Here is a 26,411-nt window from a genome sequence, read left to right as displayed (position 1 = left end):
AGTACTTGTAGAAACAAGCTAAAAGCCTAAAATTATTATCATTTTTGAAATAACCTAAGAAATTAAGGATGGCTACGTGTTAGAGCATCATATTCGTAACTATATTGCAGGTAAATTAAGCTCGTTAGGTATCAATAGCGATCCTTACGGTTTAGAGCTGACAGGTGTTTTTGTGCTTGTTGTTATTGGAGTCGCTCTTATTGGTTATTTAATCACTCGTCATATTATTGTTCGAACGATAAGTAATGTTCTTCAACGGACCAATATTCCTTTATTAGAAGGGTTTACAAAATACAAAGTATTTGAAAAATTAACCTTGCTAGTACCTATTACTATTTTAGATTTACTCTTTCCTCTTGCGCTTGGTCATTACACGTTACTTTCGACGACAGCCGATAAAATATTAAGTATTTCAATTTTAGTTGTCTTTATCTCTATGCTGTTTGCGCTGCTTGATACGCTTAACGATATGGCTACAGCAAAAGGCATTACCCGTCGAATGCCAATTAAGAGCTTCGTTCAGCTGATTAAGTTATTTACTTTCTTTATCGGTATCGTGGTAACCATGTCTATCCTTGCGAATGAATCACCAGTGATATTTTTGAGTGGGCTAGGGGTTGCAACGGGTTTTGTGATGTTGGTATTTAAAGACACCATTTTAGGTTTTGTGGCCGGTATTCAACTTTCAGCTAACCGAATGATTACGCTAAATGACTGGATTGAAATGGATTCGTTTAAAGCAAATGGATCAGTTGAAGAGATTTCATTAACGACGGTAAAAGTTCGAAACTTTGATAATACAGTGAGTATGATCCCAGCTTATGCATTGGTTCAAAATGCCTTTATTAATTGGCAAGGAATGTCTGATTCTGGCGGTAGACGTATTAAGCGCTCGGTTAATATTGATGTGAATTCGATCCGCTTTATGACCGCTGATGAAATTGAGTCACTAAAGGGTATTCGAATTTTACGTGAGTATTTATTTGAGAAATCAAAAGAAATAGATACGTTTAATGAAGAGTTAGATGATATTCCTCATTTAGGAAACATTCGGCAAATGACGAACGTGGGTATTTTCCGTGCTTATTTAGCCGCTTACTTACGTACCAACAAAGATATTCACTCTTATATGATGTTTATGGTGCGTCAACTTGAACCAACCCCGGAAGGTTTACCATTACAAATCTATGCCTTTACCAACAATACGGATTGGGTATTCTACGAAGGGGTACAAGCCGATATTTTCGATCATATTTATTCCATCATGCCATTGTTTGATTTACGCCCTTACCAAGCGTTAAGTGGTCACGATGCTGCAATGATTGGTAGTAAATAGAGAAAGAAGATCTATATTGTATATGAAGTAGTTGAGATTATAAGTTGAAAGCCAATGTATGTTTACATTGGCTTTATTTATACTAACGACAAAAGAAAATCATCATTGAATACGAAACTCTTTTTGTTGTTTAAGAATGTTTACTCTGCCAGTTTGCAGAATGTTTGATTAACACCACAATCTATGTGACTTTTTACTGACTTATAAGTAGAAGGTTTCCAGACATAAAGCGTCTCTTCTATGTTGTTCTCTAAAGGTATCAGATACCCTTCATCGTATTGTGTAAGATAGTCTTTTTTGTAGATACGAAGTTTTGATGTTTCTCCATTAGTATCTTTAATTAGGGTAACGTAGTTTTTAGTAATAGCATTAGAAGGTAGACGCTTAATAAGTGCATCGATTTCTTCGTTTTCACCACTTGGGTTAGCACCTGTATAAGGTTGGTCTTGTCCAAAAATTATTGTTGCTTTGGCCTCATCGCCAAGGGTATAGGCTGCTTTAATTACAGCTTCTTTCATAATGAAGTGATCGATGTGGTTACCATTAGCAATAGGAACAAGAACAAGTGACTTGTCATTTATTAGCATTGGTTTGATAATTTCTACAGCATAGTTGAACTCAGAAATTTCTTCTTGACGAAAATCTTTAAATGTACCAGCAGAGCCGCCACCAGCGGTTTCTCTTCCTTCATAACCACGTAATGGTGCATCCCAAAGGCCTTGAATTTTGTAACGGAATTTATCCCAACCGCCGAATAAATTAGATAGGCCGTCAAGATCTTCTGAATAGCGATTTTTTGAAATATGCATTACACGGTGCTCAGTAGTGACATTATGCCAATTAGTTGAATAATTAGATAAACCGACCATTACATTTATTTCAGTTCGAACGTTATCAAGTTTACCTGCATCTTTTAAAAATTGGAGGTACCCACCAAAAGTTAGTAGAGCATCATCTTGATGAGGACTGATAATAATTAAATTCTCTTTTCCTTCAATATTATAGATATCTGAGTAAGCATAAGCACTTTGTGCGCTCGCTATGAGAACAAAAGGCATTAGTAAGCCAAGTAAATTCTTTTTCATGGTTTGTCCTTGTTTTATTTAAGTAATAAATCATGCATCTCAATTTTTTATCGTTTCTATCTTGCTTTGATCTGTAGACGACCAGATTTCAGTATTGGGATCTGATCACTAATTAAGTTTTTTAATTTTAGATGGATTAGTGTGCGGGAATTAAGGATAATCTTAATTCCCGAAACTAATTAAAGTGAGCCGAGTACCATTGCCATTTCGGTTTTTATATTGTCGGATTGTGTTCCAAAGATAGCTTGTAAGTTATCTCCAACAATGACGACATCGATAGCACCTAATTGCTTTATTCGCGGAATATTTGCATTATTTATATCTTTGAGCTCAACTCGTAATCGCGTGATACACGCATCAAGGTTGATTATATTCTCCCTTCCGCCCATAGCGGTCACCAAATCGAGAGCTCGCTCTTCACCAACGATCTCTATCGCTTCGGCTTCGATATCATGTTCTCGTCCTGGTGTTTTGATATCGAAACGTGTAATGGCAAATCGGAAAAGTGTGTAATAAAGTACAGCCCAGATTGGTCCGATAATAAAGTAATAGATTGCGTTTTCTGATAATCCCCAATATAGGAAGAATTGCAGTGCACCGTGAGCAAAGTCTGTTCCATGAAGAATGGAAAGTGCGTTAGTAATGGCAAATGCAACCCCAGTTAAGATACAGTGTACAAAATAGAGTACAGGTGCGACGAAGAGAAAGGTAAACTCAATCGGTTCGGTGATACCAGTTAGCCAAGACGTGAATGCAGCCGAGGCCATTAGCCCACCAACCATTACTTTATGTTCTGGTTTTGCACAATGGTATATAGCCAATGCAGCAGCAGGAAGAGCCCACATTGTATACATGAAACCACCGCCTAACCCGGTTGCACTTTTATCGCCAGCAAAAAAACGAGAAAGTTCACCGCGTACGACATCTCCGCCCTCATTGACGTAACTACCAACTTCAAAAAACCATACCGCATTCCAAACATGGTGCAGGCCTAGAGGGATAAGAGCTCGCTCAACAAAACCATAAATACCAAATGCTAGAGGTTGCCCTAAGCTACTAATACTATCAATGCCACTATAGATTGCTTGGCTTATCAATGGCCATACATATGCGCATAGAATTCCCATGAATAGAGAAGCAAAAGCTGTAATGATAGGAACGAAGCGTTTGCCCGCAAAGAAGGCGAGATAATCAGGTAGTTTAATTGTGTGGTATCTATTAAAGAAATAGGCAGCGAGTATACCTATCAATAGCGAACCAAATATGCCCGTATTTAGACTGCTAATACCCATGACTTGAGTTAAGTAATCTTGATGTGTTTCAATACCGCGAAGTACGACAGTACGCCCCATTGATGCATTGAATACAATCCAGCCAGCAACTGCTGCTAATGCAGCAGTACCATCATTGTTTTTTGCTAGACCGATCGCAACTCCGATAACAAACAGTAAGGTTATATTACTGAAAATCATATCGGCAGATTGCATCATTATGGACCAGAAAGCATCGGGAAAGAATAGATGTTGTGAGAGGCCAAAATTACCTAAACCAAGCATTAAACCTGCAGCCGGAAGTACGGCAACTGGTAGCATAAGTGATCGACCTATTTTTTGTGCATATCCGAAAAATGAACTTAACATAACACGTCCTTAGTGAATAAAAAAAGTTAATACGTTTTTTATGTATCTCGCTATCTATCTTATTCGGTCTGTTCAACTCTTAGGTATCATTTGGAAATCGTTTTGTATCCGCTTAGTTACATAGAAGAGGTAAAGTACATATTGACGTGATAACAGTCGCAAATACAGTAGTATCACTACGCTGATAGAGTGTGAATAGTGCAATATTTAGTACGGAATAAATTTACAGGGACAGGCTGATTACATGGTTTGCCAAAAAAGAATTCTTATCGTAGATGACAGTGAAGATCTAAGGGATGCGTTAAGTACATATCTTGCTAAATCTGGATTTGATGTTACAACCGCCTGTGATGGCGAAGAGATGAATAAAGTACTGGCTAATGGTGAGCCTCATCTTATTATTTTAGATGTTATGTTACCAGGAGATGATGGTTTTACGTTATGTAATCGGATTCGTAAAACTTCAAACGTTCCCATTATAATGTTAACAGCAGTGACAGATGAAGTTGATCGGGTTACAGGGTTAGAGTTAGGTGCCGATGACTATATAACTAAAACATTTAGTCCTCGAGAATTGCTAGCCCGCATTAAAGCGTTACTGCGCCGTTCACAGTTTAGTCAGGGGTTAGAGCATGCACGATACATCTGCTTTTCAGAATGGAAGCTTGATATATTAATGCGAGTATTAATTGCATCGAATGGCGAAGAAAAAAAACTTTCTGGGGCTGATTTTAGTTTGCTAACTCTCTTTCTACGTAATCCAAATAAACCGCTAAGTAGAGGGGTTATATCGGAAACCATTAGGGGACGCGAAGCTATGCCACTGGAACGTGGTATTGATATTCAGGTTAGTCGATTACGAACGAAATTAGATGATACCGAACATTCGGTAATTAGAACCCTCCGAAATGAGGGGTATATGCTTAGTACGGATGTCATTCATGAATCGTAATAGACAAGTACCGTTTTCTTATAGGGAGAGTTTGTCACTTAGGCGTTTTTATCGAAGAGTGTTCCCCCTTGGTTTAGTTAGTAGATTTGTCATCATGTTGTCTTTAGTGATCCTCTCGTCGCAGCTAATTACTAGTGCCATCTGGTATAGCAATATATACCTGAAAGAAAAAGAGGGTTTGGAAGTGGCACTAGAAAATATCGCTTCGATGGCTGCTTACACCGTTTCATATTATCGAAAACTACCAAAGTCTAGTCGTCATTTGGTGTTAGAACAAAATCGAAGTATGGGGGGCACTCGTTTTTTTATTTCTCTTAATAGTAAACAGATCTTGATCTCCGGATTGGCAGAGACGGAACGAAAACAGTCACTCACGACACAAATTACGCAGAATCTTATCGATTTTTTAGGCGAAAAAATGGATGTTAATGTAGATTTTACTAAGCGTGATCAGTTGAGAGCCTATGATGCAGAGGTCCCATTAGATGATATTCCTCGTGCATTTGCGCGTTATACGATCGAGAAGGCTAAGCATAACCCGCCTATATTAGTGATGCAGTTTCAACTTCCTACTGAAAAGAAAAGTAAGGATGATAATCATGAGCAATGGCTATATTTAGCTACAAACCTTCCAGCTCCGTATGTCGGTTTAGAAACTCAATTTCTTGATTCTCGTCAGCTTAATTTCATTTTACTTACATCAATAAGCATTCTTCTTTTTACTTGGTTTTTGGTTCGTCATGAAATTAGACCTATAAATAAATTAGCACAAGCAGCGAAAATGATGGGTAATAAAATGGATGCGCGAATTATTAAAGAAGAAGGTAGTGGCGAACTAGTTGCAGCTGTACATGCTTTTAATATCATGAATCGAAGAATACGAGCTTATATTCGCGACAGGGATTTACTTTTTGGTGCGATCTCGCATGATCTTAAAACGCCTATTGCTTGTCTTAAATTACGCATAGAGATGTTAGAAAACGAGGAGGAAAAAGAGAAACTCAAGCGTTCACTCAATGAATTAGAATTTATGGTAGAAGGAGCGCTCCATTACATCAAAAATACGGATATAAAAGAACACCTAATGGAGGTTGATTTAGATGCGCTATTACAAGAACTTTACCAAATTTATAATAGAGAACAACCCCGAGTTTTACTTCATGGCTCACTTCGAGCCCCTCTTATTGGGAAGCCAGTTGCCCTTAAACGTATGTTAAGTAACTTGATAGAGAATGCAGTTAAGTATGGCGAAAGAGTTGAGATCTCACTTAAAGATCATGATGATAAAGTTATTATTAAGTTTCGAGATTATGGTGAAGGCATTCCAGATGATTTGAGAGAAAAAGTGTTTGAACCGTACTTTCGTGTAGCACATAAAAAGCAGAAAGGAACAGGTTTAGGGCTTTGTATTGTCCGAAACATTGTGTTTAGTCATCATGGTAAGTTGGTTTTGAAAAATCATCCAGAAGGTGGTTTGATTGTTGTGCTGTCTTTGCCGAGGGAGGATTGATGTTTTTTCGTACTATTGGATTTTTAGTTTTCTACTTCTCATTGATGAATGCTAATGCAGATCAAATAGAAGTGTTACATTGGTGGAGCTCTGAGGGGGAGCAACGAGCCTTGAATGAACTTCGATCGAAGCTTGAATTAGAGAATATTATGTGGCGTGATGCTGTGGTTCCTGGGAGTGGGGGGGGTATTGCGACCACAGTCCTTCAAGCCAGAGCTATCGCAGGAAATCCTCCAGAAATGGCTCAGGTTAATGGACTGGATGTTAAGTCATGGGCGAAACTTGGCTTTCTTGCGGACCTCGATAGTGTTGCAAAGAAGAATAAATGGCGAGAGAGATTGCCAAAGATTGCTGTTGACGTTAATACATACAAGGGATCTTTTGTCAGTGTACCTATTAATATTCATCGTGTTAATTGGTTGTGGAGCAATAAAGAGGTATTTAATAGGTATAATCTAACACCACCAGAAACATGGGACGAATTCTTTGATATAGCAAAAGTTTTAAAATCACAGGGTGTGACGCCATTGGCTGTCGGTAAGGAGCCTTGGCAATTGGCTATTATATTTGAAGTGATGGCGCTTGGTTTACATGGTTCGGAGTATTATCGTGATCTGCTGGTAGACTTTGATATTGATGTTATTACTAGTGAACAGACTCGTACACTTTTTTCTACGTTTAGAGAACTTAAACCATATACTAGTATAAAAAGCGCATCATTGGTATGGAGTGCGGTTACACCTTTAATGATAACGGGCGAAGCGGCAATGCAGTTGCAAGGTGATTGGGTGAAAGGTGAGTTAACTTCTCAAGGTCTTGAACCGGATAAAGATTACTTATGCAGTGCTGCTCCAGGGACCTCGAATACATTTGTCTATAATATGGATAGTTTTATCTTATTTAAATTACGGTCAAATGAGTCAGAGCAGATAGTAAAACAACTTGCGACAACGCTGGTTTCGTCAGATTTTCAATCGAAATTTAATCAAAAAAAAGGGTCAATTCCTGTATTAAGAGATGTTGATATGTTGCCGTTTGATAGTTGTTCAAAGATGGCAAATCAGCAGTTTGAGTATGCTGAACAAAACGAGACATTATTACCCAGTATGTCGGATTCAATGGCCGTATCTTTGCCGTTTCAAGAGGCAATGCTGGATTTAATAATGCTTTATTTCAATGATGATACAATGACAGAAGAGCAAGCTATCAGTCAATTTGTAAAAGTTGCACGTAGTAAAAGGTTTGAAAAATAACTGAACAGTAAGTATTTAATTCTATATTTTAAAAATTAATGATATTCAGATACAAAAAAGCCCCAGCATTTCTGCTAGGGCTTAGAATGTGGTGGAGGGATAGGGATTTGAACCCTAGAACCGCTATTAACGGTTGCCGGTTTTCAAGACCGGTGCTTTCGACCACTCAGCCATCCCTCCAATGCCGCGTATAATAGGGGGTACGGCTTTTCTTGTAAACCCCTAATTGTATTTAAATTGGTTGTTTGTTCCTTTATTGCTCGATTCTTCTTGTTTCTATATGTTTCGGTCAAATCTGTTTTCATTTCATTAGCTAAAAAAACATCAATAAAACATTTTGATACATCTGTTAAACAAAAAAATATCGTATGTATATCAAGTGCTTTTATCTAAATTTTATTTTCTATTGGATCTTTTGTTAACGATTTACTCTACTTGTGTTTTAAAAGTGTTTATCTTCATTTCAATTGTTGGTCGCTTGGAACTTTTATGTACTTAAAACATAAAAGGCCATTTTAAAATGGAAATTGAAATGAATAAAAAACTACTTGCTTTAGCTATTATCGCTGCTTCTTCAAATGCGGTTGCTGTTGAGTTATACAACGAAGATGGCACTACTTTTGATATAGGTGGTCACGTATCGGTTGCTTTAGAAGGCTCTGATGAAGGTGATACTGGTTTAACTGCAGTTTCTCCACGTTTAAACTTCAATGCAACGCATGATCTAGGCAATGGCTTTGTAGCTGACGCAAAAGGTGAGTGGGCGCTTAATTACCTAGATGGTGGTGAAAACGCATTTACGACTCGTTTAGGTTACATCGGCGTAACGCATAATGATTTTGGCCGTATGGTTGCAGGTACGCAATGGGCACCTTATTACAGCGTTGCTGGTGTTGCTGATATGCCAATCGCCTTTGCCAATGATTTCATCTATGAAGATCACGGTAACTTAGGTACGGGTCGTGCGGAAGAAATGCTGAGTTACGGTAAAATGTTTGAGCTAGGCGATGCCGGTAAACTTGGTGTTGCCGCTGGTTGGCAGGGTCGTAAATCTGATACGGTTTCAGACGCTTGGGAATCAAAAATTGAAAATGATTATGGCAATCGTGCGCAAATCGCATTGAACTATAATGTAGCTGGTTTCTCTGCAAATTACGCATACAACACAGGTGATGTGAATTACGCTTCAAGTGCTAAATCAGAAACCTCTGAATCTCATGTGATCAGTGGTACTTATGGTACATACGGCACTGGTTTATACGTTGCCGGTGTGTACGCAATGAATGAAAACATGAATAAAGATGGTGCTGGCGCTCTTATTGAAGATGGTTCAGCATACGAAGCTTTGGTTGCCTACGCTTTAGACAACAGTTTAAACCTAAGCTTGAACTATGAATCAGTGGTTGATAATGACGCTAGTAAAACGGTTTATAGTACTTCAGCAATTCAAGCAGAATACAATTTCACTAAGAAGTTCGTTGGCTTTACCGGTTACCAAGTTGATCTAGGTAACGACTATAATAATAAAGAAGATAATAAGTGGATGTTAGGTGCGCGTTACTACCTATAATCGACACTAGTTATTAATCTTTAACTTTCCAATGATAATCCAGCGTATCGCAAAGTACGCTGGATTTTTTACGTTTTAAAGAGTAGAAAATTAGAAATGATGATGACTTCTAATAGGGATAATAGAAATGGTTTGCTACAATCGGCGAAAATTATCGTATTTAAAGGTTCATCATGTCATTTGCTTCATTAGGGTTAACGGAACAGTTACTAAATACTGTTTCAGAATTGGGTTTTAAAGAGGCAACACCAATTCAAGAACAAGCGATTCCTCTCGTATTACAAGGACATGATGTACTTGCCGGAGCGCAAACAGGAACAGGTAAAACCGCCGCTTTTGGTTTACCGCTGATCCAACGTTTAATTGAAAATCCTATTCATCGTACTCAAAACTCAAAAGTTATTGGCAGCTTAATTTTAACGCCGACACGTGAATTGGCGCAGCAAGTATTTGATAGCTTGGTGAGTTACACCAAAGGAACTGACATTAAAGTGGTGGTTGCTTATGGCGGTACTAGCATTAATGTTCAGAAAGACAATTTAGTCGGTGGCGCTGATATTTTAGTTGCTACTCCTGGGCGCTTATTAGACCTAGTGCATATTAATACCATTACGCTAAACCAAGCGAGCTATTTAGTATTAGATGAAGCAGACCGCATGTTAGACATGGGCTTTATTCCTGACATTAAAAAGATCTTACGCAAGATGCCTGCTGAGCACCAAACGTTATTTTTCTCAGCAACCTTCAGCAAAAAAGTAAGAGAAATTGCTTACTATATGCTGCATAAACCAAAAGAAGTGCAAGTTACGCCAACAAACAGTACTGCTGATACTGTTGAGCAAATGGTTTATCCTGTCGATCAGCATCGTAAAAGTGAGCTATTAGCGTACTTGATTGGTTCTCGTAACTGGCAACAAGTCCTTGTGTTTACAAAAACAAAGCAGGGCTCTGATGAGTTAGTTAAAGAGCTTAAAAAAGACGGTATTAAAGCCGCATCTATTAATGGCGATAAGAGCCAAGGTGCTCGTTTACGTGCGCTAGAAGAGTTTAAAACGGGTAAAGTTCGTGCGTTAATTGCAACGGATATTGCGGCTCGTGGTTTGGATATTGAGCAATTAGAATGCGTGATTAACTATGAATTGCCATTCAAAGCCGAAGATTATGTTCACCGTATCGGACGTACTGGCCGAGCTGGGTGTACAGGTAAAGCTATTTCATTAATGAGTTCAAATGAAGAGTATTTATTGCAAGCAATTGAAACTCTGTTAGAGACTCGTTTACCGCAAGAGTGGTTAAAAGGATATGAACCTGATCCAAACGCTCGAGCAGTAAAAGAAGATCATTCTCGTCAAAATCGTGGTCGTTCTGCTGATAAAAGAAAAATGAAAGCGAAAATGAAAATACATTCAAATCGTGGCAAGTTTAAAAAATAATCACTTGATTACTTTTAATTAATTTATAGATACCCCGTAATCATTCATATTATGATTGCGGGGTATTTTTTTGTTTGGAATTTGTATTTTATTTGATCTTAATTTGAGCGTTATTTAAATATTATTTGCGTGAAATGCTCTATTAAAGTGTGATTTTGGTCAAATATTCCACTGTAATTCTCATTTTTGAGCTGATAAATTGCTGTTTGTAAAACAGTGTAAAATTCTATTGATAGAAAAGTATCTGAGAGTATGATTTGCTGAAAACTGAAGCCACTTTTGGATTACTTTCCTTCAGTTCTGGAGCTTTTATGAAGCAAAGAGCACTTTCTGTACTTTGCCTGCTATTTTTATCTTACTCTTCTTCTTTATTTGCAGAATCTTTTACCTTACCCATTTGGAAAGAAGAAGCGGAAGCGCGTGGCTATACCCTGCCTGAAGCGTTTGGCCTGAACGTTAGTTACATGAAGCAAACTCAAGATATCTCTGTAGATAGTGTTGGGTTTGAGGGCTTAAAATTAGGGCCATTCCCATTACCTGAATCATGGGTGAAAGTCGATGCTGGACCTGGGGAACAAATGAGTGAGGTACTGACACTGCGTGGTGATGTTTGGTTATTTCCTTTTTTGAATTTATATGCAATTGTTGGACAAATGAAGGGTTATTCAGAGACAACAATTAGCGTAGATGCCCCACTTATATCGAAAGATCCAATGCCTTTTCGATTAGATCTTAATGGCACGCTTTATGGTGCTGGTTTTGTTTTAGCTGGTGGTTATAAAGATGTATTTGCTTTAGCTGACGCCAGTTATACAGAAACAGAACTGAACGTGATTGATGGAACGATCTCATCTATTGTTATTTCTCCTCGTATTGGTTATGACTTCACACGTTTAGGGGCACCGCTTCGCCTATGGGTTGGCGCTATGTATCAAGACGTTGAGCAATCTTTATCAGGACAGCTTTCTGATTTATCACTTCCATCAAATCTAGAAGGAATGCTTGGGCTTGTAAATAAAAATGATGAAGGTCGTTTCAACGTAGAACAACACCTTGTTACACCGTGGAATACCTTATTAGGTATGCAGTATAAATTAGACGATGGTTTATATCTGTTGGGTGAGGCTGGTTTAGGTAAACGTAAAAGTCTTTTCTTAACCGTTGATATGCGATTTTAAATCATGAAGTTATTAACCGTATCGACGGCAGTGTTATTAAGCTGCTGCACATTTTCGATTTCTGCTAAAGAGGAGTCGCAAAGCTGGGTTGATATTTTTTTAGAGGAGCTTGGCTCTTCAGAAGATATTGATGTCAGTAAAGGGGTGGATTGGGCTGTACTTCCAGGCCCTTTTGCTAATCCTGAACAAGGCTTTGGTATTGGTGTTGCTGCTGTTGGCCTTTATTCCCCATTGGAGACTCCAGATAGCGCACCCTTATCTACTATTAGTATTACGGGTTATGGATCAACGTCTGGATCTTATGGGATTGGTGTTAATAACCGAACTTATTTTGAAAATGATGATTTGCGTTTATTGGTTCAAGCAAAAGCAAGCCATACGCCTGAATACTATTGGGGCATAGGTAAATACGCTGCGGAAATTGACAGTAATAAGACTCTTGTTGAAGCACAAATCTTAGGCTTTGCACCAAAAGTAGCGTATCAATTTTTGTCGAATACCTATTTTCTTTTTGGTGCTGATATGGAGAGTTATCGTAAACTTTCGTCAGATACCGATACATTTAAACAAAGTGACCTAGAAGATACCTTTTTAAGTGCTGCGACGGTTAGTGTTGAATATGACAGCCGTGATTTTGAATTAAATGCACATAAAGGAATGTTATTCAGTGTTAACTGGAATGCCTATCGCACTGAATTTGGCTCAGATTTTGATTTTGATGAAGTGACGGTTAACTATCGTCAATACTACAAAATGACGTCTGATACGGTTCTTGCTTGGGAAGTCTATGCACAAGACGTGCAAGGTGATATTCCTTGGTTTGCGCTGTCAGCGTTAGGCAGTGACAAAAGAATGAGAGGCTATTACTCAGGGCAGTATCGAGATAATAGCCAATTGTCTTCTCAAGTAGAGCTTCGCCACCAATTTAATCAACGGCATGGAATGGTTGCATGGGTCGGTGGTGGCAATGTTGCTGACAGTTACCAAGAGTTACTTGATAGTCAATGGCTGCCAACTTATGGGATTGGATACCGTTTTGCTTTCAAACCTAGAGTAAATGTGAGGCTAGATTATGGGTTTGGTAAAGACAGCCAAGCCGTTTATTTTCAAATTAATGAAGCGTTTTAGAGGATATTTATATGAAGAGTAAAATAGCTTCCATCGTATTGAGTGGTATTTTATGTGGTATATCTTTTTCTACCCTTGCTGATGCTCCGGTAGGTGTAAGACCATGTTGTGCTTTTGGTACGAATCTACAAACAGAAGTAGGGGGGATCCCTGTTCCTTTTGTTTCCGTTGAAAATGTCTTGAATATCGATGATCTTGGTGACCATATATATAATGATGGCAGTCAAAGTGTTGCCAGTAGCTTGATGGGATTTGGCGATGAAAGTAACGGTATTTTCTATTCAGAGAATGGCGGTTTTTTAGATTCTGCCCATATTCGAGATACTGCCGACTTTACTTATTATCTCTACGGAGAGTTTTATGCTCACCTAGGGACTGAATACCAAGTTACGCTGTCACCTGAGCTTAAAGAGCGTGTTGTTCAATTACATGTTAGCTCTGAAGTTTACTCAGAAGTTGAGCGTCAGAAAATCAGTATTGAATTGGCAGCCTTAACTGCTTATCGATTTGCTCAGTGGCATGAGATTGCACAATGGTTTGGAATGGAATCAGTTGGCGGCTTTAAAGAGTATGCTTCTGCTTTTTCACCAGAAGATCTGTATTCAAACATGTTAGGAGCATTACTTGCGAGTGATGTTATTGCTGCTAACCCACAACTAAATAAGAAAGACTTTTCTAAGGCGATGACTAAAGCAATAGAAGCTAAGTTTATTGAGTTAGGTGTTGGAACGAAAGAAGAGTCAAAAGCACAGATCAAGAAAATGGATGGCGTGTGGTGGGATAGCTCTAAACGCTTACCAAATAAGTGGGTCGTGATTCATAGAGAGTACCATTTAGGAACAGAGCTTAAGCCTAATGGAATTGAGAATGGTGTAGAAGAAAGTGTATCAACGAAGCATGAAGCCTTAGTGACTTTTAAGTTAATGCCAAACAAAAATGACATCGCTTTTTCGGCATTGCCTGAATCATTAAAAAGTAAGCCTTTTTGGACTCCAAATGATTTCCAACAAATTGCAGATTTTGCGAAAGATCATGATGATAAAGAGTTAGCATATAAAAAATAAGTAACTAATTTTCAGACAATAAAAAGCCTCGAATAGGAACTTTATAAATAAAGTATTATTCGAGGCTTTTTTAATGTTTTACGAATTACGAATTACGAATTACACTTTTGCTTTACCTGTTTTTGGCACAGAACCAAACTTTTCAGTACTGAAGCCTTTAATTAAACTAACGCACATCATTAGTAGAATAAACGTAAACGGTAGAGCGGTAGAAACCGTACCAGCTTGTAGTGCTTGCATTGCTTCTGTACCACCAACCCATAGTAATACTGCAGCAATAGAACCTTGAACGGTTGCCCAGAATATACGCTGAGGAACAGGAGCGTCGACTTTACCACCAGCAGTGATACTGTCGATAACCAATGATCCTGAATCTGATGACGTTACAAAGAACACCATGATAAGTACGATAGAAATAACAGACAGTGCTGTACTCATTGGCAGTGCATCATACATGTTAAACAGTGCCATCGTAATGTCTTCTAAGCCATTAGCACCAAGCTCACCAACTTTGTTCTTCACTTGTTCAATCGCAATACCACCAAACGCAGACATCCATAATGCAGTTGCTAATGTTGGAATAATCATTACAGAGATTAAGAACTGACGAACAGTACGACCTTTAGAAACACGAGCAATGAACATACCTACGAATGGTGACCAGGAAATCCACCAAGCCCAGTAGAATACTGTCCAACCGTGCATCCAAGTTTCATCTTCACGGTCGTGTGGGTTACTTAGAGGAATAATATTCTCAATATATCCCGTTACCGTTAATGGTAATGTGCTCATTACATCAGAGAAACCAATGAAAATAATGAAGAACAATAAAGCAACAGCAACTAGCATGTTTACGTTACTTAGTAGTTTTACACCACCATCGATACCGCGAATAACAGAGATCATTGCAAGCATAGTAACGAAAATGATCACGCCTATTTGCATATTAACGCCACCATCGGTACCAAATACATGATTGATGCCGCCTGCTGCTTGTTGAGCACCAAGACCAAGAGAGGTAGCAAGACCAAATAGCGTAGCAAGTACCGTCATGATATCAATAATATGACCAAACCAACCCCATGTTCTATCACCTAAAATAGGATAGAAAACAGAACGCATAGATAGCGGTAAGCCCTTGTTATAGGTAAAGAAAGCTAATGATAAAGCCACTAAACCGTATATTGCCCAAGGGTGAATACCCCAGTGATACATGGTTCCGCCCAGAGCCAGCTTTTTAGCTTCTTCGGTAAATGGTTCAACATCTAGAGGTGTACCATACCAGTCAGTGAAGTAAGCAAGAGGCTCAGCGACACCATAGAACATTAAACCAATACCCATACCAGCAGCAAACAGCATTGCCATCCATGAGATTGTAGAGTGTTCAGGTTTTGCATTATCGCCACCAATTCGAATTTTACCGAAAGGCGATACGATTAACCCTAAGCAGAAAACAAGGAAAATGTTGCTAGACCACATAAATAAACCATCAAAATTATCGATGATTTGTAACTTTATGCCGTCAAGAAGGGATTTGGCTTCTGCTGGATCCATAATTAGAAGCACAGTAAGAAATAAAATTATAGCACCAGCACTAATACCAAAAACTTGGTTATGTATATCAAAACCCCATTTTTGAATATTGTCTTGTCCAACTTCATAATCAGTACTGTCAATACTGTACTTATCGGTAGTATTCATGTGTCCTCACATAATATTCGTAACAGCTCCCATTGGAGTCCGTCAAACGGCTGCAACATTCTTGTAACAGCTTTTTCGTAACGAATAGTATCAGACTTAAGATTTTAATAAAATATATTTGTATCGAGGTTGATATAAATAAAAGTGCCTTAAAACATAAGCTTAAGGCACTTTTGTTCTATACGATTAATTAATGGTCAAGGTATAGATAGTTTTGCCAAGATTTCATACGGATTAGTACTTTTCTCATGATGGAAACATGTTCAAAGCTATCAGAGTAAACAGATATTTCTGCATTAGAACCTGCTGGTAAATGAAATTCAGAAACATCATCAGTCAACTTTAATTTAACTAAAGCTCTACCGTTAGTTCGGATAGCATTGGTCCCTAATAAAGCGCCAGAAGCTTGAATTTGACCTTCACCAATAGCAGGAATAACTTCGACCACTTCACCTTCAAATACTCGACCTGGGATTGCTCGGAATAAAAATTCAGCTTTAAAGCCTTTTTGTAAACGTTGCAAAGAGTTTTGACGAAATGCACCGACAAAGTATTGATCTTCTGTATGAACAAAAGTCATTACAGGACGTAAAGGAAGAGGAACTGCCATCATACCTGGTCGAAGTGCCATTTGTGTTACATAGCCATCTGTAGGTGCTCTAACAATGGTTTCATCTAGATTAAACTGTGCCTGTTCTAACTCTGCACGCATACGAGCAACGGTTGTATTCTCTCCATTTATCTCAGATTCTAAAGCCAATTTCGCTTGTTGCTCTTGAGCTTGAACGGATTCCACTGTTGCTTCAGTCGCTTTATAAGTCTGCTTTCTTGTATCCAATTGTTGGGCGGTAAAGGCACCTTTTTTATAGCCTTTTTCGTAACGTTTAAATTCACGATACGCTTTATCTTTTTCTGCGATAGCTTTAATAGTATTAGCTTGCGCTGATTTATAGATAGACTCTAATTGTAAAGCGGCTTGTTCTGCTTCACTTAGTGCGGCTTGTTTACGAATAACTTCTGCTTGAAATGGGATGTCATCAATCTTAAATAATACATCACCTGCAGCAACAGGCTGGTTAGGTACAACATTAACTTCAATTACCTTACCTTTAACACTTGGAACAATAGGTGTGGTTACATAAAACTGACCACCAAATTGAGTGAAAGGGTGGTTGTAGTTCATTAATAAAACGAGTGTACCAACAAGTACAACGCCACCTAAGCCTGCGGTAGGTACTGTCCATTTGTTTAATGGGATCTTAAATATTTTGAAGATAGCAATACACAATGCGGTGTAAGTAAGAATAAGCAATAAATCCATTATATTTGCTCCTCTTGAGATGTTTGACTAGGTGATGCTTTAGCTTGATTCACTTCTAGTTGTGACAGTTTTTCAGTTAAAAGCTCAACTTGATCGTTAAGATGGTTAACGCGAGTTTGAAGTTCTAATTGGTTATTTTCAATTTTATGGAAGCCCCAACCACGATCTTCACGCCATAACGTTGCCCAAATCCATAAGAATGGCCATAGCACATGAAGCGTAAATAAACTGACCCAGCCAGCAATGTGTATTGCATCTGAATGAGGATGGTCTCGTTTATGTGCTATCTCATAAGGAATGTCATGAATAACAATAATTCCGTAAAAAATAACGAGAGCAACAAAAACTAGTAATCCAAGAGCAAAATAATCTAAAAACATAAACGTATCCTTGTTTATTGGAAATTTAACAAAATATATATCTATTAGTAACTTGAGTGTCGCATTGCTGTCGTTGATATGCAAGAGAGTTGTTATTTTGATATAAAAAAACCGACATAAATGAGATGTCGGTTTTTTAAATCTTATAAACTTAGAGGCTGACGCAGTTACGACCACCATCTTTAGCTCGATATAAGGCAACATCTGAAGCCTTAATGACTTCTTGAGGCTTATTGAATTCAGAATTATCTGCAACCCCGATACTGATGGTAACATTAACGACTTTTGTTTTGTTTACCTTACCGCGTTTTGCTTGTCCTTCTTTTGCGTCTTTAGGTCGTGTTGTGTTATCTCTGATAATTAAATCATAATCCGCAATGTCTTCACGTAATTCTTCTAGATATTCAAGACTCTGCTCAGCCGTTTTACCTTTGAATAAGACGGTAAATTCCTCACCACCATAACGGTACACTTTCGCGTTACCGCCGGTTTGTGCCATGATACTTGCGACCAATTTAAGCACATCATCACCCGTATCATGACCGTAAGTATCGTTAAACTTTTTGAAATGGTCGACATCAAGCATTGCAATTGTGTAACGGCGACCAAGATGCTTCATTTCAGATTCTAGTGCTCGGCGCCCAGGAATCCCCGTTAATTGATCGATAAATGCGAGTTCGTGGCTGGCTGAAATGATGTACAGCAAAAGAAGCAAACCGGCGATTGAAAACATAGTACTTGATATAAAATCAATGCTAAACAAAGCAAACGTTAATGATGAGTACAGTAAGCAGGTATAAGATGCTAAATCGGTATTGTTATTACGTGTAAGAACAAAAATGGCAGAAAGCCCACACATGACTAAACTGTAAAGAACAATGACAATCGGTAATGGTGATACTTCTGGAATATTAAGTAGGTAGGTTTCCCAAATTTCAGTCATGTCGTTATCGGCAAAATGTGAGACGATGATCCAACACCAAAAAAACATAAAAAGAAGAATACCTAGATAACCTGCACCATATTTAGAAAATATACGACGCTCAGGAAAGATAAATGTCGCCATCATTGAGATAGGTAATAAAAAGGCGGTTAAGGTAAATTCAATACGTGTAGTACCTGAAGATAAGGGAACTTGAAGACGTTCTTGGATAATCCAATAAGCAATCGCCATGGTAATTGCGATCATGCCAACACGACCTTGGTTGAAAGGTTGGCTTAAAAGCAATACAATCGACAGTACGATGTAGGGTAATATGTATGAGAATCCTTGATTTTCAGAGGATAATTGGATAATTCCATCCATACCTGTTATCACGGAAACAACGATGATAATAGGCAATAGCAGTTTAAATAATGGATGACTCAAAAGGTTAAATGACATTGGTTTATAGCTAACCCTAATTAATCTAAAAAAGAAAGAGTTTGTCACTGAATTGATAGGACAAGACGTTATTCTATCAATAACATAACTCTATTCATATGCTTGCACTGTGACTTAATGCATTAAATAACAATAAGGCACCTATCTATATGGAATCAAACATTCACAATTACATGGAAGTTCTGGTAGAAAAACGTTTTTTTGAGTTAGATTTTCACCAGGTATACAGCCAAGACCAAATTACTGATATGACGTGTATTAGTTTAAATCAGCTTCCTACATTGTACATTCGCTATAGCTTAGATATGTTAGCGGCAACATCTCAAAAAAAATTAATGCAATATAATGAAATGGTTGCTGCTGCGGTAGAAAATGCGGAAAAAATGGTCGCGAATGATCGAAGAGTACGTAATGATGATTTTGAAGATATTGTCGTATATGCACCAAAAGATCGATTTGAATTAGAGGATGAAGAGATCCCTTTTTCAGGGAAGATTAATTTAGAATAAAATAAGCCTGTGCCGCTAATACGGTACAGGCTTTTTAGTGGGATACTTACTTATGCATCCGTTTTTTCTGTGTGTTCAGGCTCTACTTGTTCAGCAAGAGGCGCTTCTGGAGCAGGGAAGGCTTGTACTGGTTTCGCAACCATATTACGAGTATCTTCTTTCACTTCAGCAAGAACAACAGTCAGGCGGTCACCAAGCTTGAAGGTTTCATGCTTATCAATAGAGATTGAACCTTGCTCGGCACTGCATTCAATACGCTCTTTGTTATCGACAATGAGTGAACCCGGAATGAAGGCTGCAGCCCCATTTTCAATTAAGCGTACACGCATACCTGCACGGTTAATATCAAAGATCTCTGCGGTAAACTCGGTACCTTGCTCAACATTTGAAGCAAGAGTACGGCAATATAGCCAATCACTTACATTTCTTTCTGCCATACGGTGGTAGCGACGACTTAGTGCAAGCTCTTCACCAACGATATCATCAGGGCGTTGTACTGGTTCTTTACCTAAGATGTGCGCTTTGAGCATACGATGGTTAATCATATCGCTGTATTTACGGATAGGAGATGTCCATGTTGCGTAAATATCTAAACCCATTGCGTAGTGCGGTAATGGTACGTTGCCTGTTTCACTGTACGTTTGGAATTTACGGATACGAGCATCAAGGTATGACGTAGGTTGAGTTCCAAGAAGACGACGCAGTTCGCTAAAGCCTTCTAGCGTTGCTATATGCTCTTCTGTGAATGCAGCGCCATCTAATTGATTTACAATTTCAGCCACGTCTTTTAATTTATCTGACTTAATACCGGCATGAGAGTTAAACACACCCATATCAAAGGTATTACGCAGCGTTTTACCAGCACAGATATTTGCCGTTACCATTGCTTCTTCAACCAGCTTGTTTGCACAGCGGCGCATATCAGCATGAATGGCTACAACGTCATTGTCTTCATCTAGTTCAAAACGATAATCAGGGCGATCTGGGAAGATCACGGCATGAGTTTGACGCCATAAGGTACGTGCTTGTGCAAATTCGTGCAGCTCCGTAACCACTTGAGCGATTGTTTCTGTTGGCTGCCACTTATCACACGAACCAGTTTCTAAGAAATCAGACACATTGTCGTAAGCTAAACGTGCGTGAGATTTCATCGTTGCTGCAAAGAAATTGATAGATTCTTCATCAATCGTGCCATTCGCAGCTACTTTTACTGTACAACAAATTGCAGGACGTTCTTCGTTTTCGATAAGTGAGCATAATTGGTCACTTAAATCACGAGGTAGCATTGGAATATTGCGACCTGGTAAATAGATAGTATAGCCACGTTTACGCGCGACTTGATCCATGCTGTCATCTGGAGTGATGTAGGCCGTAGGATCTGCAATTGCAATCGTTAGCTCAAAAGAACCGTCAGCTTGCTTTTTAATGTATAACGCATCATCCATATCTTTAGTCGATTCACCATCAATAGTTACAAATGGTGTTTCTGTCATGTCGATACGTACTAGATCAGCATCATCTTTGATTTCCCAGTTGTCGATGCCTTCAGGCTCTGAGTTTGGTAAATCGTTTTGCGCAAGCGTTACCCACCATGGTGCGATTTTGTCGTCGCTGTCGGTGATTTTATGAGTGACTTCGCATAAGAAGCTTTGATCGCCTTTTAAAGGGTGTTGCGTAAGCTCTGCTACAACCCAGTCACCTTCTTGTAAAGTTTCTGGATTGACGCCTTTACGAGCTTTCGCTTTGATAGCATTTTTTAGGCTAGGGTGATCGGGCATGACTTGAAGACGTTTTTTGAACATTTGAATGCGGCCGATAAATCGTGTAATTGATTGCTCAACTAGTTGATCTGGTTCGGCTTGCTCTTTATCGTTTTCAGTGCGGATCAATGCCACTACTTTGTCACCATGCATTACTTTCTTCATTTGTGCTGGTGGAATAAAGATACTTTTCTTTTTATCATCGGACTCTAAAAAGCCAAAACCGCGATCGGTTGCTTTTACTGTCCCTTCTTTTTTAGGGAGTTTTTCTTGTATCTGCTGCTTTAGTTGAGCGAGTAGTGGGTTATCTTGAAACATAAGCCTTCATACATATAATAGAGAAATAACGCGCTAACTTTACTATTGCCCTTAATTGATTACTAGAAAAGACGGATTAAATTTTAAAAAAAGGATGTTTAACGTACAAAAAACTGCCTAAACAAAGAAAATTGAGTTAAATTTGTGAAGTTGCTCAATTTTTTCTGGTAATTCTTGACGTATTAAGGCATTATCCGCGCCCTGAGTTAATCATCTTCTATATTTTAAATGAAGTTGATAAACCGTCCTGTCCCGAGTGCTTGTGTGTGTGTATGGAACTTGCTGAGCAAATGGGACCGTTTTTATATGTTAATTATTGGGATCCCAATGTCAGAAACTATTACTGAATTCCGCCAACTGGCTTTAGACGAAACTATCTTATCTGCACTTGACGAAATGGGCTTTATCGCACCTACGCCAATTCAAGCTGAGTCTATTCCTCTTTTGTTAGCTGGTCGTGATGCACTTGGTAAAGCTCAAACAGGTACTGGTAAAACAGCTGCTTTCTCTTTGCCTCTTTTAAACAAAATTAACCTTAAGCAACATAACCCACAAGCAATCATCATGGCTCCAACGCGTGAACTTGCTATTCAGGTTGCTGCTGAAGTTAAGAACCTTGGTCGTAACATCAAGGGTCTTAAAGTTTTAGAGATCTACGGTGGTGCTTCTATCGTTGATCAAATGCGTGCTCTAAGCCGCGGTGCTCATATCATCGTTGGTACTCCTGGCCGTGTTAAAGATTTACTTAACCGTGACCGTTTAAACCTAAGCGAAGTTCATACGTTCATCCTTGATGAAGCTGATGAAATGCTAAAAATGGGTTTTGTTGATGATGTAACTTGGATTCTTGAAAAAGCACCAGATACAGCTCAACGTATCCTATTCTCAGCAACTATGCCTCCAATGGTTAAAACAATTGTTGACCGTTACCTACGTAATCCTGCTCGTGTTGATGTTGCTGGTACTAACCACACTGTTGACAAAGTTGCTCAAAACTTCTGGATCGTTAAAGGCGTAGAAAAAGACGAAGCAATGTCTCGTCTTCTTGAAACTGAAGAAACTGATGCATCTATCGTATTCGTTCGTACTCGTCAAGATACAGAGCGTCTAGCTGATTGGTTAAGCGCACGTGGCTTTAAAGCTGCTGCTCTTCACGGTGATATTCCTCAGTCTCTACGTGAACGTACTGTTGATCACATCAAAACAGGTGTTATCGATATCCTAGTTGCAACTGACGTTGTAGCACGTGGTCTTGATGTTCCACGTATTACTCACGTATTCAACTACGACATCCCATTTGATGTTGAGTCTTACATCCACCGTATCGGCCGTACTGGTCGTGCTGGACGTAAAGGTAAAGCGATTCTATTAGTTCGCACAAACCAAATCCGTATGCTACGTACGATTGAGCGTGTAACTAAATCTACAATGGAAGAGATTGAACTTCCACATCGCGATCAAGTTGCAGAAGCTCGTCTAGCGGTTCTTGGTGCTGAATTAGCAGCAGACAAAGAATTCGTTGCACTAGAAGCATTTGCTGACTTAATCACTAAGCTTCAAGAGACTCTAGAAGTTGATGCAGCAACAATTGCAGCAATGCTTCTTAAGCGTCAACAAGGTAAGCGTCCTTTATTCTATAAAGGTCCAGACCCAATGATCGCAGCGATGGAACGTGCTAAACGTCGTCCAGAGCGTAGTGATCGTGGTGACCGCCCAGAGCGTGGTGACCGTCGTGACCGTCCAGAACGTGGTGAGCGTCGTCAATACAACAACGCTGATTTCGATACGTACCAACTAGAAGTAGGTCGTGAGCAAGGCGTTCAAGTTAAAGACATCGTAGGTGCTCTAGCTAACGAACTTGGTTTCACTAAAGGTGCTATCGGTGCAATCAAACTTGCTCCAGGTCACACATACGTACAGTTACCTAAGAAAATGTCTCCAGACGTTGCAAGTAAGCTTAAGCAACTACGTATTCGTCAAAACGAAGTGAAGGCAGTTGTTGTTGAAGGTGTAGACCTAACAATTGAACGTCGTCCTCGTACTGGCGGTGGTGCTGGCCGTGATGAAAATCGTGGTGGTAACGGTAATGGTAACGGCCGTGGTGGTTACCGTGGTAATCGTGAAGGCGGAAACCGTGAAGGTAACCGTGGTGGCGAACGTCGTTTTGACCGCAACAAAGGTGGCGATCACCGTGGCAGTCACCGTGGCGAGCGTGCTCCAGGCGCAAGCCGTGCTCCACGCACACCTCGTAACGAAGACTAATCAATAGATTATTGATAATAAAAACCGAGCTCAAGTAGCTCGGTTTTTTTATGCCTGTAAATTAAGTGTAAGTAATATCAATCCCAGTAATACATAGGTTATCCTATTAGTTACATTGGTCTGGTATTTAAAAATACAAAATAGTTGTTCTCGTTTTTCTAAAACAATGGTATTTTCTCGAAATCAGCAGAGCTGCTGAAAAAGTACTTATTTTTGTTAATGGAAAACAAAATGGATAATCAAATTCGATTACGTGCTCTTGAGCAAACTGATCTTCGCTTCATTCATCAATTAAACAATAACCGCTCTATTATGTCTTACTGGTTTGAAGAGCCGTATGAGTCGTACTATGAGCTGGAAGATTTGTTTCGCAAGCATATACATGACAGTAATGAGCGCCGTTTTATTGCTGAAAACGAAGAGCAGCAATCTATAGGATTAGTTGAACTAGTAGAGATCAACTCAATTCACCGTAATGCTGAATTTCAGATCATCATAGCGCCAGACTTTCAGGGCTGTGGTTATGCAAGAAGTTTAATTAATAAAGCACTAAACTATGCATTTACTATTTTAAACCTTCATAAAGTGTATCTTCATGTGGCGGTTAATAATGATAAAGCAATTCACTTGTATGAAACTTGTGGTTTTGTAGAAGAGGGGCATTTAGTTAAAGAAATTTTTGTAAATGGTCAGTATTGTGATGTTAAGCGTATGTATATTCTGCAAGATCATTATTTAGAAAGCAGAAAATAATAACGATTTTAAATTTTAGATACATAAAGGGGCTTCTATTTTAGAAGCCCCTTTTTTACCAACTGTGTTGTTATATTTATATTTTAAAGTTACGCAACAATAGCATCTGTTTCTTCAGTTTTTACCACTTCCATACGCTCACCGTAGATTGAACGTAATTGGCTAACAACATCTCCACGAGTAACTATACCAACAAATTTATTGTCTTCGATAACTGGTAAGATACGTGGTTTAGCAATTCGCATATCACGAGCACGATCATTGACAGATAATGTACTGTAGCTAGTTGCATAGCCCATATCGGTTGTTGGGTATAGTGTTGGCTTATCAATAGCGTAGAACTCAGCTAATTGAAGTAGGGTATCTTTAGGTGAAATACTCGTAATGTCAGTTTTCATTAAATCAGCTACGGTACGCTCTTTCTCTGGTAGGTAATCTTCACACCATAATTCAACTAAAACGTCATGCTCAGAGAAGAAACCAACCACTTCATTATGACTATTGATAACAATGGCACCAGAAAGATGGCGATCTAATAGGTTGTCTAATGCAATTTCAACAGGCATTTCAGGGCGAAGTACGTAAGTGTTAATATCCATGAATTGATTTACTGTTTTGTTTGCGTTCATATCAGTGATTTCCTTAATGTCTGAATCGGTAAAAAGAGGTGTAATTTGTGAATCAGGTACAGCGTTAAGTTGTGGACGACTGAAGATTGCCCAGTAACCTAGACCAACCAGTCCTGCTCCGCCGACAATGTTCCCTAATGTCACAGGAATAAGGTTGGCAGTAATAAAGTTCATAATATTTAAATCAGCGTATTGTTCAGGTGATGCACCAACAGACAGCCAAAACTCAGGTGGGGCTAGTTGTTGAATAGCAATACCTAGTGGAACCATAAACATATTGGCAACACAGTGCTCAAAGCCACTGCTAACAAACATAGCAACAGGAAGAATTACCATAATTGCTTTGGTTAGCATGTTGGTAGAGCAGAAGGTTAGCCAAACAGCTAAACAGACCAACAAGTTACATAAAATACCTAAAGCAAAGGCTTCTAATGGTTGGTGATGCAGTTTATGTTGGGCAATATTTAGGGCATTTAATCCCCATTGACCGCCATCGTTTTGGTACATTCCCGCAGAAACAACCAGTGCAAGTAATAGAGTGGCACCGATAAAGTTACCGATATAAACCTTTCCCCATATACCAAGCATTTTTCCAAAACTGATTTGCTTATTTGCAACGGCAATAGCTGAAAGTACAGAGCTTGTAAATAACTCACCACCTCCAATGACTACCAGAATTAGACCTAAACTAAACGCTAAACCGCCAGCAAAACGGCTAATTCCCCAGCCTGTTTGTGTATTACCTGTTGTTACAGTGATATAGAAAATGAAAGCAATACCGATGAAAACACCAGCCATAATAGCCAAGCCAATTACCATGCTTGTTGGCTTCTTTGATTTAGCAAGGGCGTAATAAGCCGCTTGGTCCATCATTTCACTGGGATTAAATTGTCCAGAAGTATTTGGACTGAGGTTAGCGCTCATTTGTCCTCCTTAAGTTATTGGTTAGTGGTAATACCAATCGTAGTAAATAACTGCTCATCCTAGCTGGTTAAAATGTTTGATAACTGCGTTGAAATTTTTGATTGTAGAATAACTACTTATCGAAACATTTCGTCTTGTTCTCAAGCATTTTTCCTGCGCTATTTCTGAACACTTACTTACTTTGATTGGTATAAGCTCAAGCTGTGTGTTCATTCCTGTTCTGCTTGAACCCATTTAGATTATGTTGAAATTAAAGGTAGGTAAAATTGATTATTTTTAAGTTCTATATCAGTTTTCTTGATGGCGTTGAGATGGTATGAT

The 26,411-nt window shown here is 38.8% G+C and carries 20 protein-coding genes and 1 tRNA gene; 12 read left to right on the top strand and 9 right to left on the bottom strand.

Annotated elements, in window-relative coordinates:
* Positions 1 to 76: 76 nt before the first annotated feature.
* On the top strand, positions 77 to 1,336 hold the full coding sequence (locus tag AC2INI_RS19465) for a mechanosensitive ion channel family protein (protein WP_486306092.1): 1,260 nt from the start codon (positions 77 to 79) through the stop codon (positions 1,334 to 1,336).
* Positions 1,337 to 1,476: 140 nt separating this feature from the next.
* Here the strand turns inward: AC2INI_RS19465 and AC2INI_RS19460 are convergent, their stop codons facing one another.
* Together AC2INI_RS19460 and ptsG are read right to left on the bottom strand one after the other, a co-directional pair.
* Positions 1,477 to 2,421: a PIG-L family deacetylase gene (locus tag AC2INI_RS19460; protein ID WP_486306091.1), complete on the bottom strand. Its 945-nt coding sequence runs from the start codon at positions 2,419 to 2,421 to the stop codon at positions 1,477 to 1,479.
* Between the two features lie 179 nt (positions 2,422 to 2,600).
* Entirely contained in the window at positions 2,601 to 4,061 is a 1,461-nt protein-coding gene (gene ptsG / locus AC2INI_RS19455; protein WP_486306090.1) for a glucose-specific PTS transporter subunit IIBC, read from the bottom strand.
* Positions 4,062 to 4,305: 244 nt separating this feature from the next.
* Between ptsG and AC2INI_RS19450 the strand changes: the two genes are divergently transcribed.
* Genes AC2INI_RS19450 through AC2INI_RS19440 form a run of 3 tightly spaced genes read left to right on the top strand, consistent with a single transcriptional unit; the run spans position 4,306 to position 7,776 of the window.
* Positions 4,306 to 5,013, top strand: a complete 708-nt coding sequence (locus AC2INI_RS19450) for a response regulator (RefSeq protein WP_486306089.1) — start codon at positions 4,306 to 4,308, stop codon at positions 5,011 to 5,013.
* A complete protein-coding gene (locus AC2INI_RS19445) occupies positions 5,003 to 6,523 on the top strand; it encodes an ATP-binding protein (RefSeq protein WP_486306088.1) in 1,521 nt (506 codons plus the stop codon). The genes AC2INI_RS19450 and AC2INI_RS19445 overlap by 11 nt, the downstream gene beginning before the upstream one ends.
* Positions 6,523 to 7,776 carry an ABC transporter substrate-binding protein gene (locus AC2INI_RS19440; RefSeq protein ID WP_486306087.1) on the top strand — a complete coding sequence of 418 codons (1,254 nt, stop codon included), beginning with the start codon at positions 6,523 to 6,525 and terminating at the stop codon, positions 7,774 to 7,776. Before AC2INI_RS19445 ends, AC2INI_RS19440 begins: the two co-directional genes overlap by 1 nt.
* 89 nt (positions 7,777 to 7,865) lie before the next feature.
* Here the strand turns inward: AC2INI_RS19440 and AC2INI_RS19435 are convergent.
* Positions 7,866 to 7,956, bottom strand: a tRNA-Ser gene (locus tag AC2INI_RS19435).
* 352 nt (positions 7,957 to 8,308) lie between these two features.
* On the opposite strand from AC2INI_RS19435, the gene AC2INI_RS19430 reads away from it, so the two are divergent.
* The 5 genes from AC2INI_RS19430 (at position 8,309) to AC2INI_RS19410 (ending at position 14,149) form a co-directional block, all read left to right on the top strand.
* Entirely contained in the window at positions 8,309 to 9,346 is a 1,038-nt protein-coding gene (locus tag AC2INI_RS19430; RefSeq protein ID WP_486306086.1) for a porin, read from the top strand.
* A gap of 173 nt (positions 9,347 to 9,519) precedes the next feature.
* Complete coding sequence (locus AC2INI_RS19425; protein WP_122031978.1) at positions 9,520 to 10,779, top strand: DEAD/DEAH box helicase; 1,260 nt, start codon at positions 9,520 to 9,522, stop codon at positions 10,777 to 10,779.
* 311 nt (positions 10,780 to 11,090) lie between these two features.
* Entirely contained in the window at positions 11,091 to 11,957 is an 867-nt protein-coding gene (locus AC2INI_RS19420) for a TonB-dependent receptor (protein WP_486306085.1), read from the top strand.
* Positions 11,958 to 11,960: 3 nt separating this feature from the next.
* The gene (locus AC2INI_RS19415) at positions 11,961 to 13,085 is read left to right on the top strand and encodes a BamA/TamA family outer membrane protein (protein WP_486306084.1); all 1,125 of its coding nucleotides are present in this window, start codon (positions 11,961 to 11,963) and stop codon (positions 13,083 to 13,085) included.
* A gap of 11 nt (positions 13,086 to 13,096) precedes the next feature.
* Positions 13,097 to 14,149, top strand: coding sequence for a DUF4056 domain-containing protein (locus tag AC2INI_RS19410; protein ID WP_486306083.1), 1,053 nt, complete (start codon positions 13,097 to 13,099; stop codon positions 14,147 to 14,149).
* A gap of 99 nt (positions 14,150 to 14,248) precedes the next feature.
* Here AC2INI_RS19410 and AC2INI_RS19405 read toward each other — a convergent pair whose 3' ends face one another.
* From AC2INI_RS19405 to AC2INI_RS19390, 4 genes are all read right to left on the bottom strand, one after another.
* Positions 14,249 to 15,850 (bottom strand): BCCT family transporter, encoded by a 1,602-nt coding sequence (locus AC2INI_RS19405; protein WP_486306082.1) that lies wholly within the window; start codon positions 15,848 to 15,850, stop codon positions 14,249 to 14,251.
* Between the two features lie 190 nt (positions 15,851 to 16,040).
* Positions 16,041 to 17,171 carry an HlyD family secretion protein gene (locus AC2INI_RS19400; protein ID WP_122031974.1) on the bottom strand — a complete coding sequence of 377 codons (1,131 nt, stop codon included), beginning with the start codon at positions 17,169 to 17,171 and terminating at the stop codon, positions 16,041 to 16,043.
* The gene (locus AC2INI_RS19395; RefSeq protein WP_122031973.1) at positions 17,171 to 17,551 is read right to left on the bottom strand and encodes a DUF3302 domain-containing protein; all 381 of its coding nucleotides are present in this window, start codon (positions 17,549 to 17,551) and stop codon (positions 17,171 to 17,173) included. The genes AC2INI_RS19400 and AC2INI_RS19395 overlap by 1 nt, the downstream gene beginning before the upstream one ends.
* 151 nt (positions 17,552 to 17,702) lie before the next feature.
* On the bottom strand, positions 17,703 to 18,935 hold the full coding sequence (locus tag AC2INI_RS19390; protein ID WP_486306081.1) for a GGDEF domain-containing protein: 1,233 nt from the start codon (positions 18,933 to 18,935) through the stop codon (positions 17,703 to 17,705).
* A gap of 149 nt (positions 18,936 to 19,084) precedes the next feature.
* Here AC2INI_RS19390 and AC2INI_RS19385 point away from each other — a divergent pair, with 149 nt between their 5' ends.
* Entirely contained in the window at positions 19,085 to 19,444 is a 360-nt protein-coding gene (locus tag AC2INI_RS19385; RefSeq protein ID WP_486306080.1) for a late competence development ComFB family protein, read from the top strand.
* A gap of 50 nt (positions 19,445 to 19,494) precedes the next feature.
* On the opposite strand, the gene AC2INI_RS19380 is transcribed toward AC2INI_RS19385, so the two are convergent.
* On the bottom strand, positions 19,495 to 21,522 hold the full coding sequence (locus AC2INI_RS19380) for an exoribonuclease II (RefSeq protein ID WP_486306079.1): 2,028 nt from the start codon (positions 21,520 to 21,522) through the stop codon (positions 19,495 to 19,497).
* A 327-nt stretch (positions 21,523 to 21,849) separates the two neighbouring features.
* Between AC2INI_RS19380 and AC2INI_RS19375 the strand changes: the two genes are divergently transcribed.
* Both AC2INI_RS19375 and speG read left to right on the top strand, forming a co-directional pair.
* Positions 21,850 to 23,784, top strand: coding sequence for a DEAD/DEAH box helicase (locus tag AC2INI_RS19375; RefSeq protein WP_486306078.1), 1,935 nt, complete (start codon positions 21,850 to 21,852; stop codon positions 23,782 to 23,784).
* Between the two features lie 231 nt (positions 23,785 to 24,015).
* Positions 24,016 to 24,537 carry a spermidine N1-acetyltransferase gene (gene speG / locus AC2INI_RS19370; protein ID WP_162922404.1) on the top strand — a complete coding sequence of 174 codons (522 nt, stop codon included), beginning with the start codon at positions 24,016 to 24,018 and terminating at the stop codon, positions 24,535 to 24,537.
* Between the two features lie 89 nt (positions 24,538 to 24,626).
* Here the strand turns inward: speG and focA are convergent, their stop codons facing one another.
* Positions 24,627 to 26,090, bottom strand: coding sequence for a formate transporter FocA (gene focA / locus AC2INI_RS19365; RefSeq protein WP_122031968.1), 1,464 nt, complete (start codon positions 26,088 to 26,090; stop codon positions 24,627 to 24,629).
* Positions 26,091 to 26,411 lie beyond the last annotated feature (321 nt).

Source organism: Aliivibrio friggae (assembly GCF_057368515.1).
The sequence above is the reverse complement of the archived record's forward strand: the minus strand, read 5'-3'. Positions and strand labels throughout refer to the sequence as shown.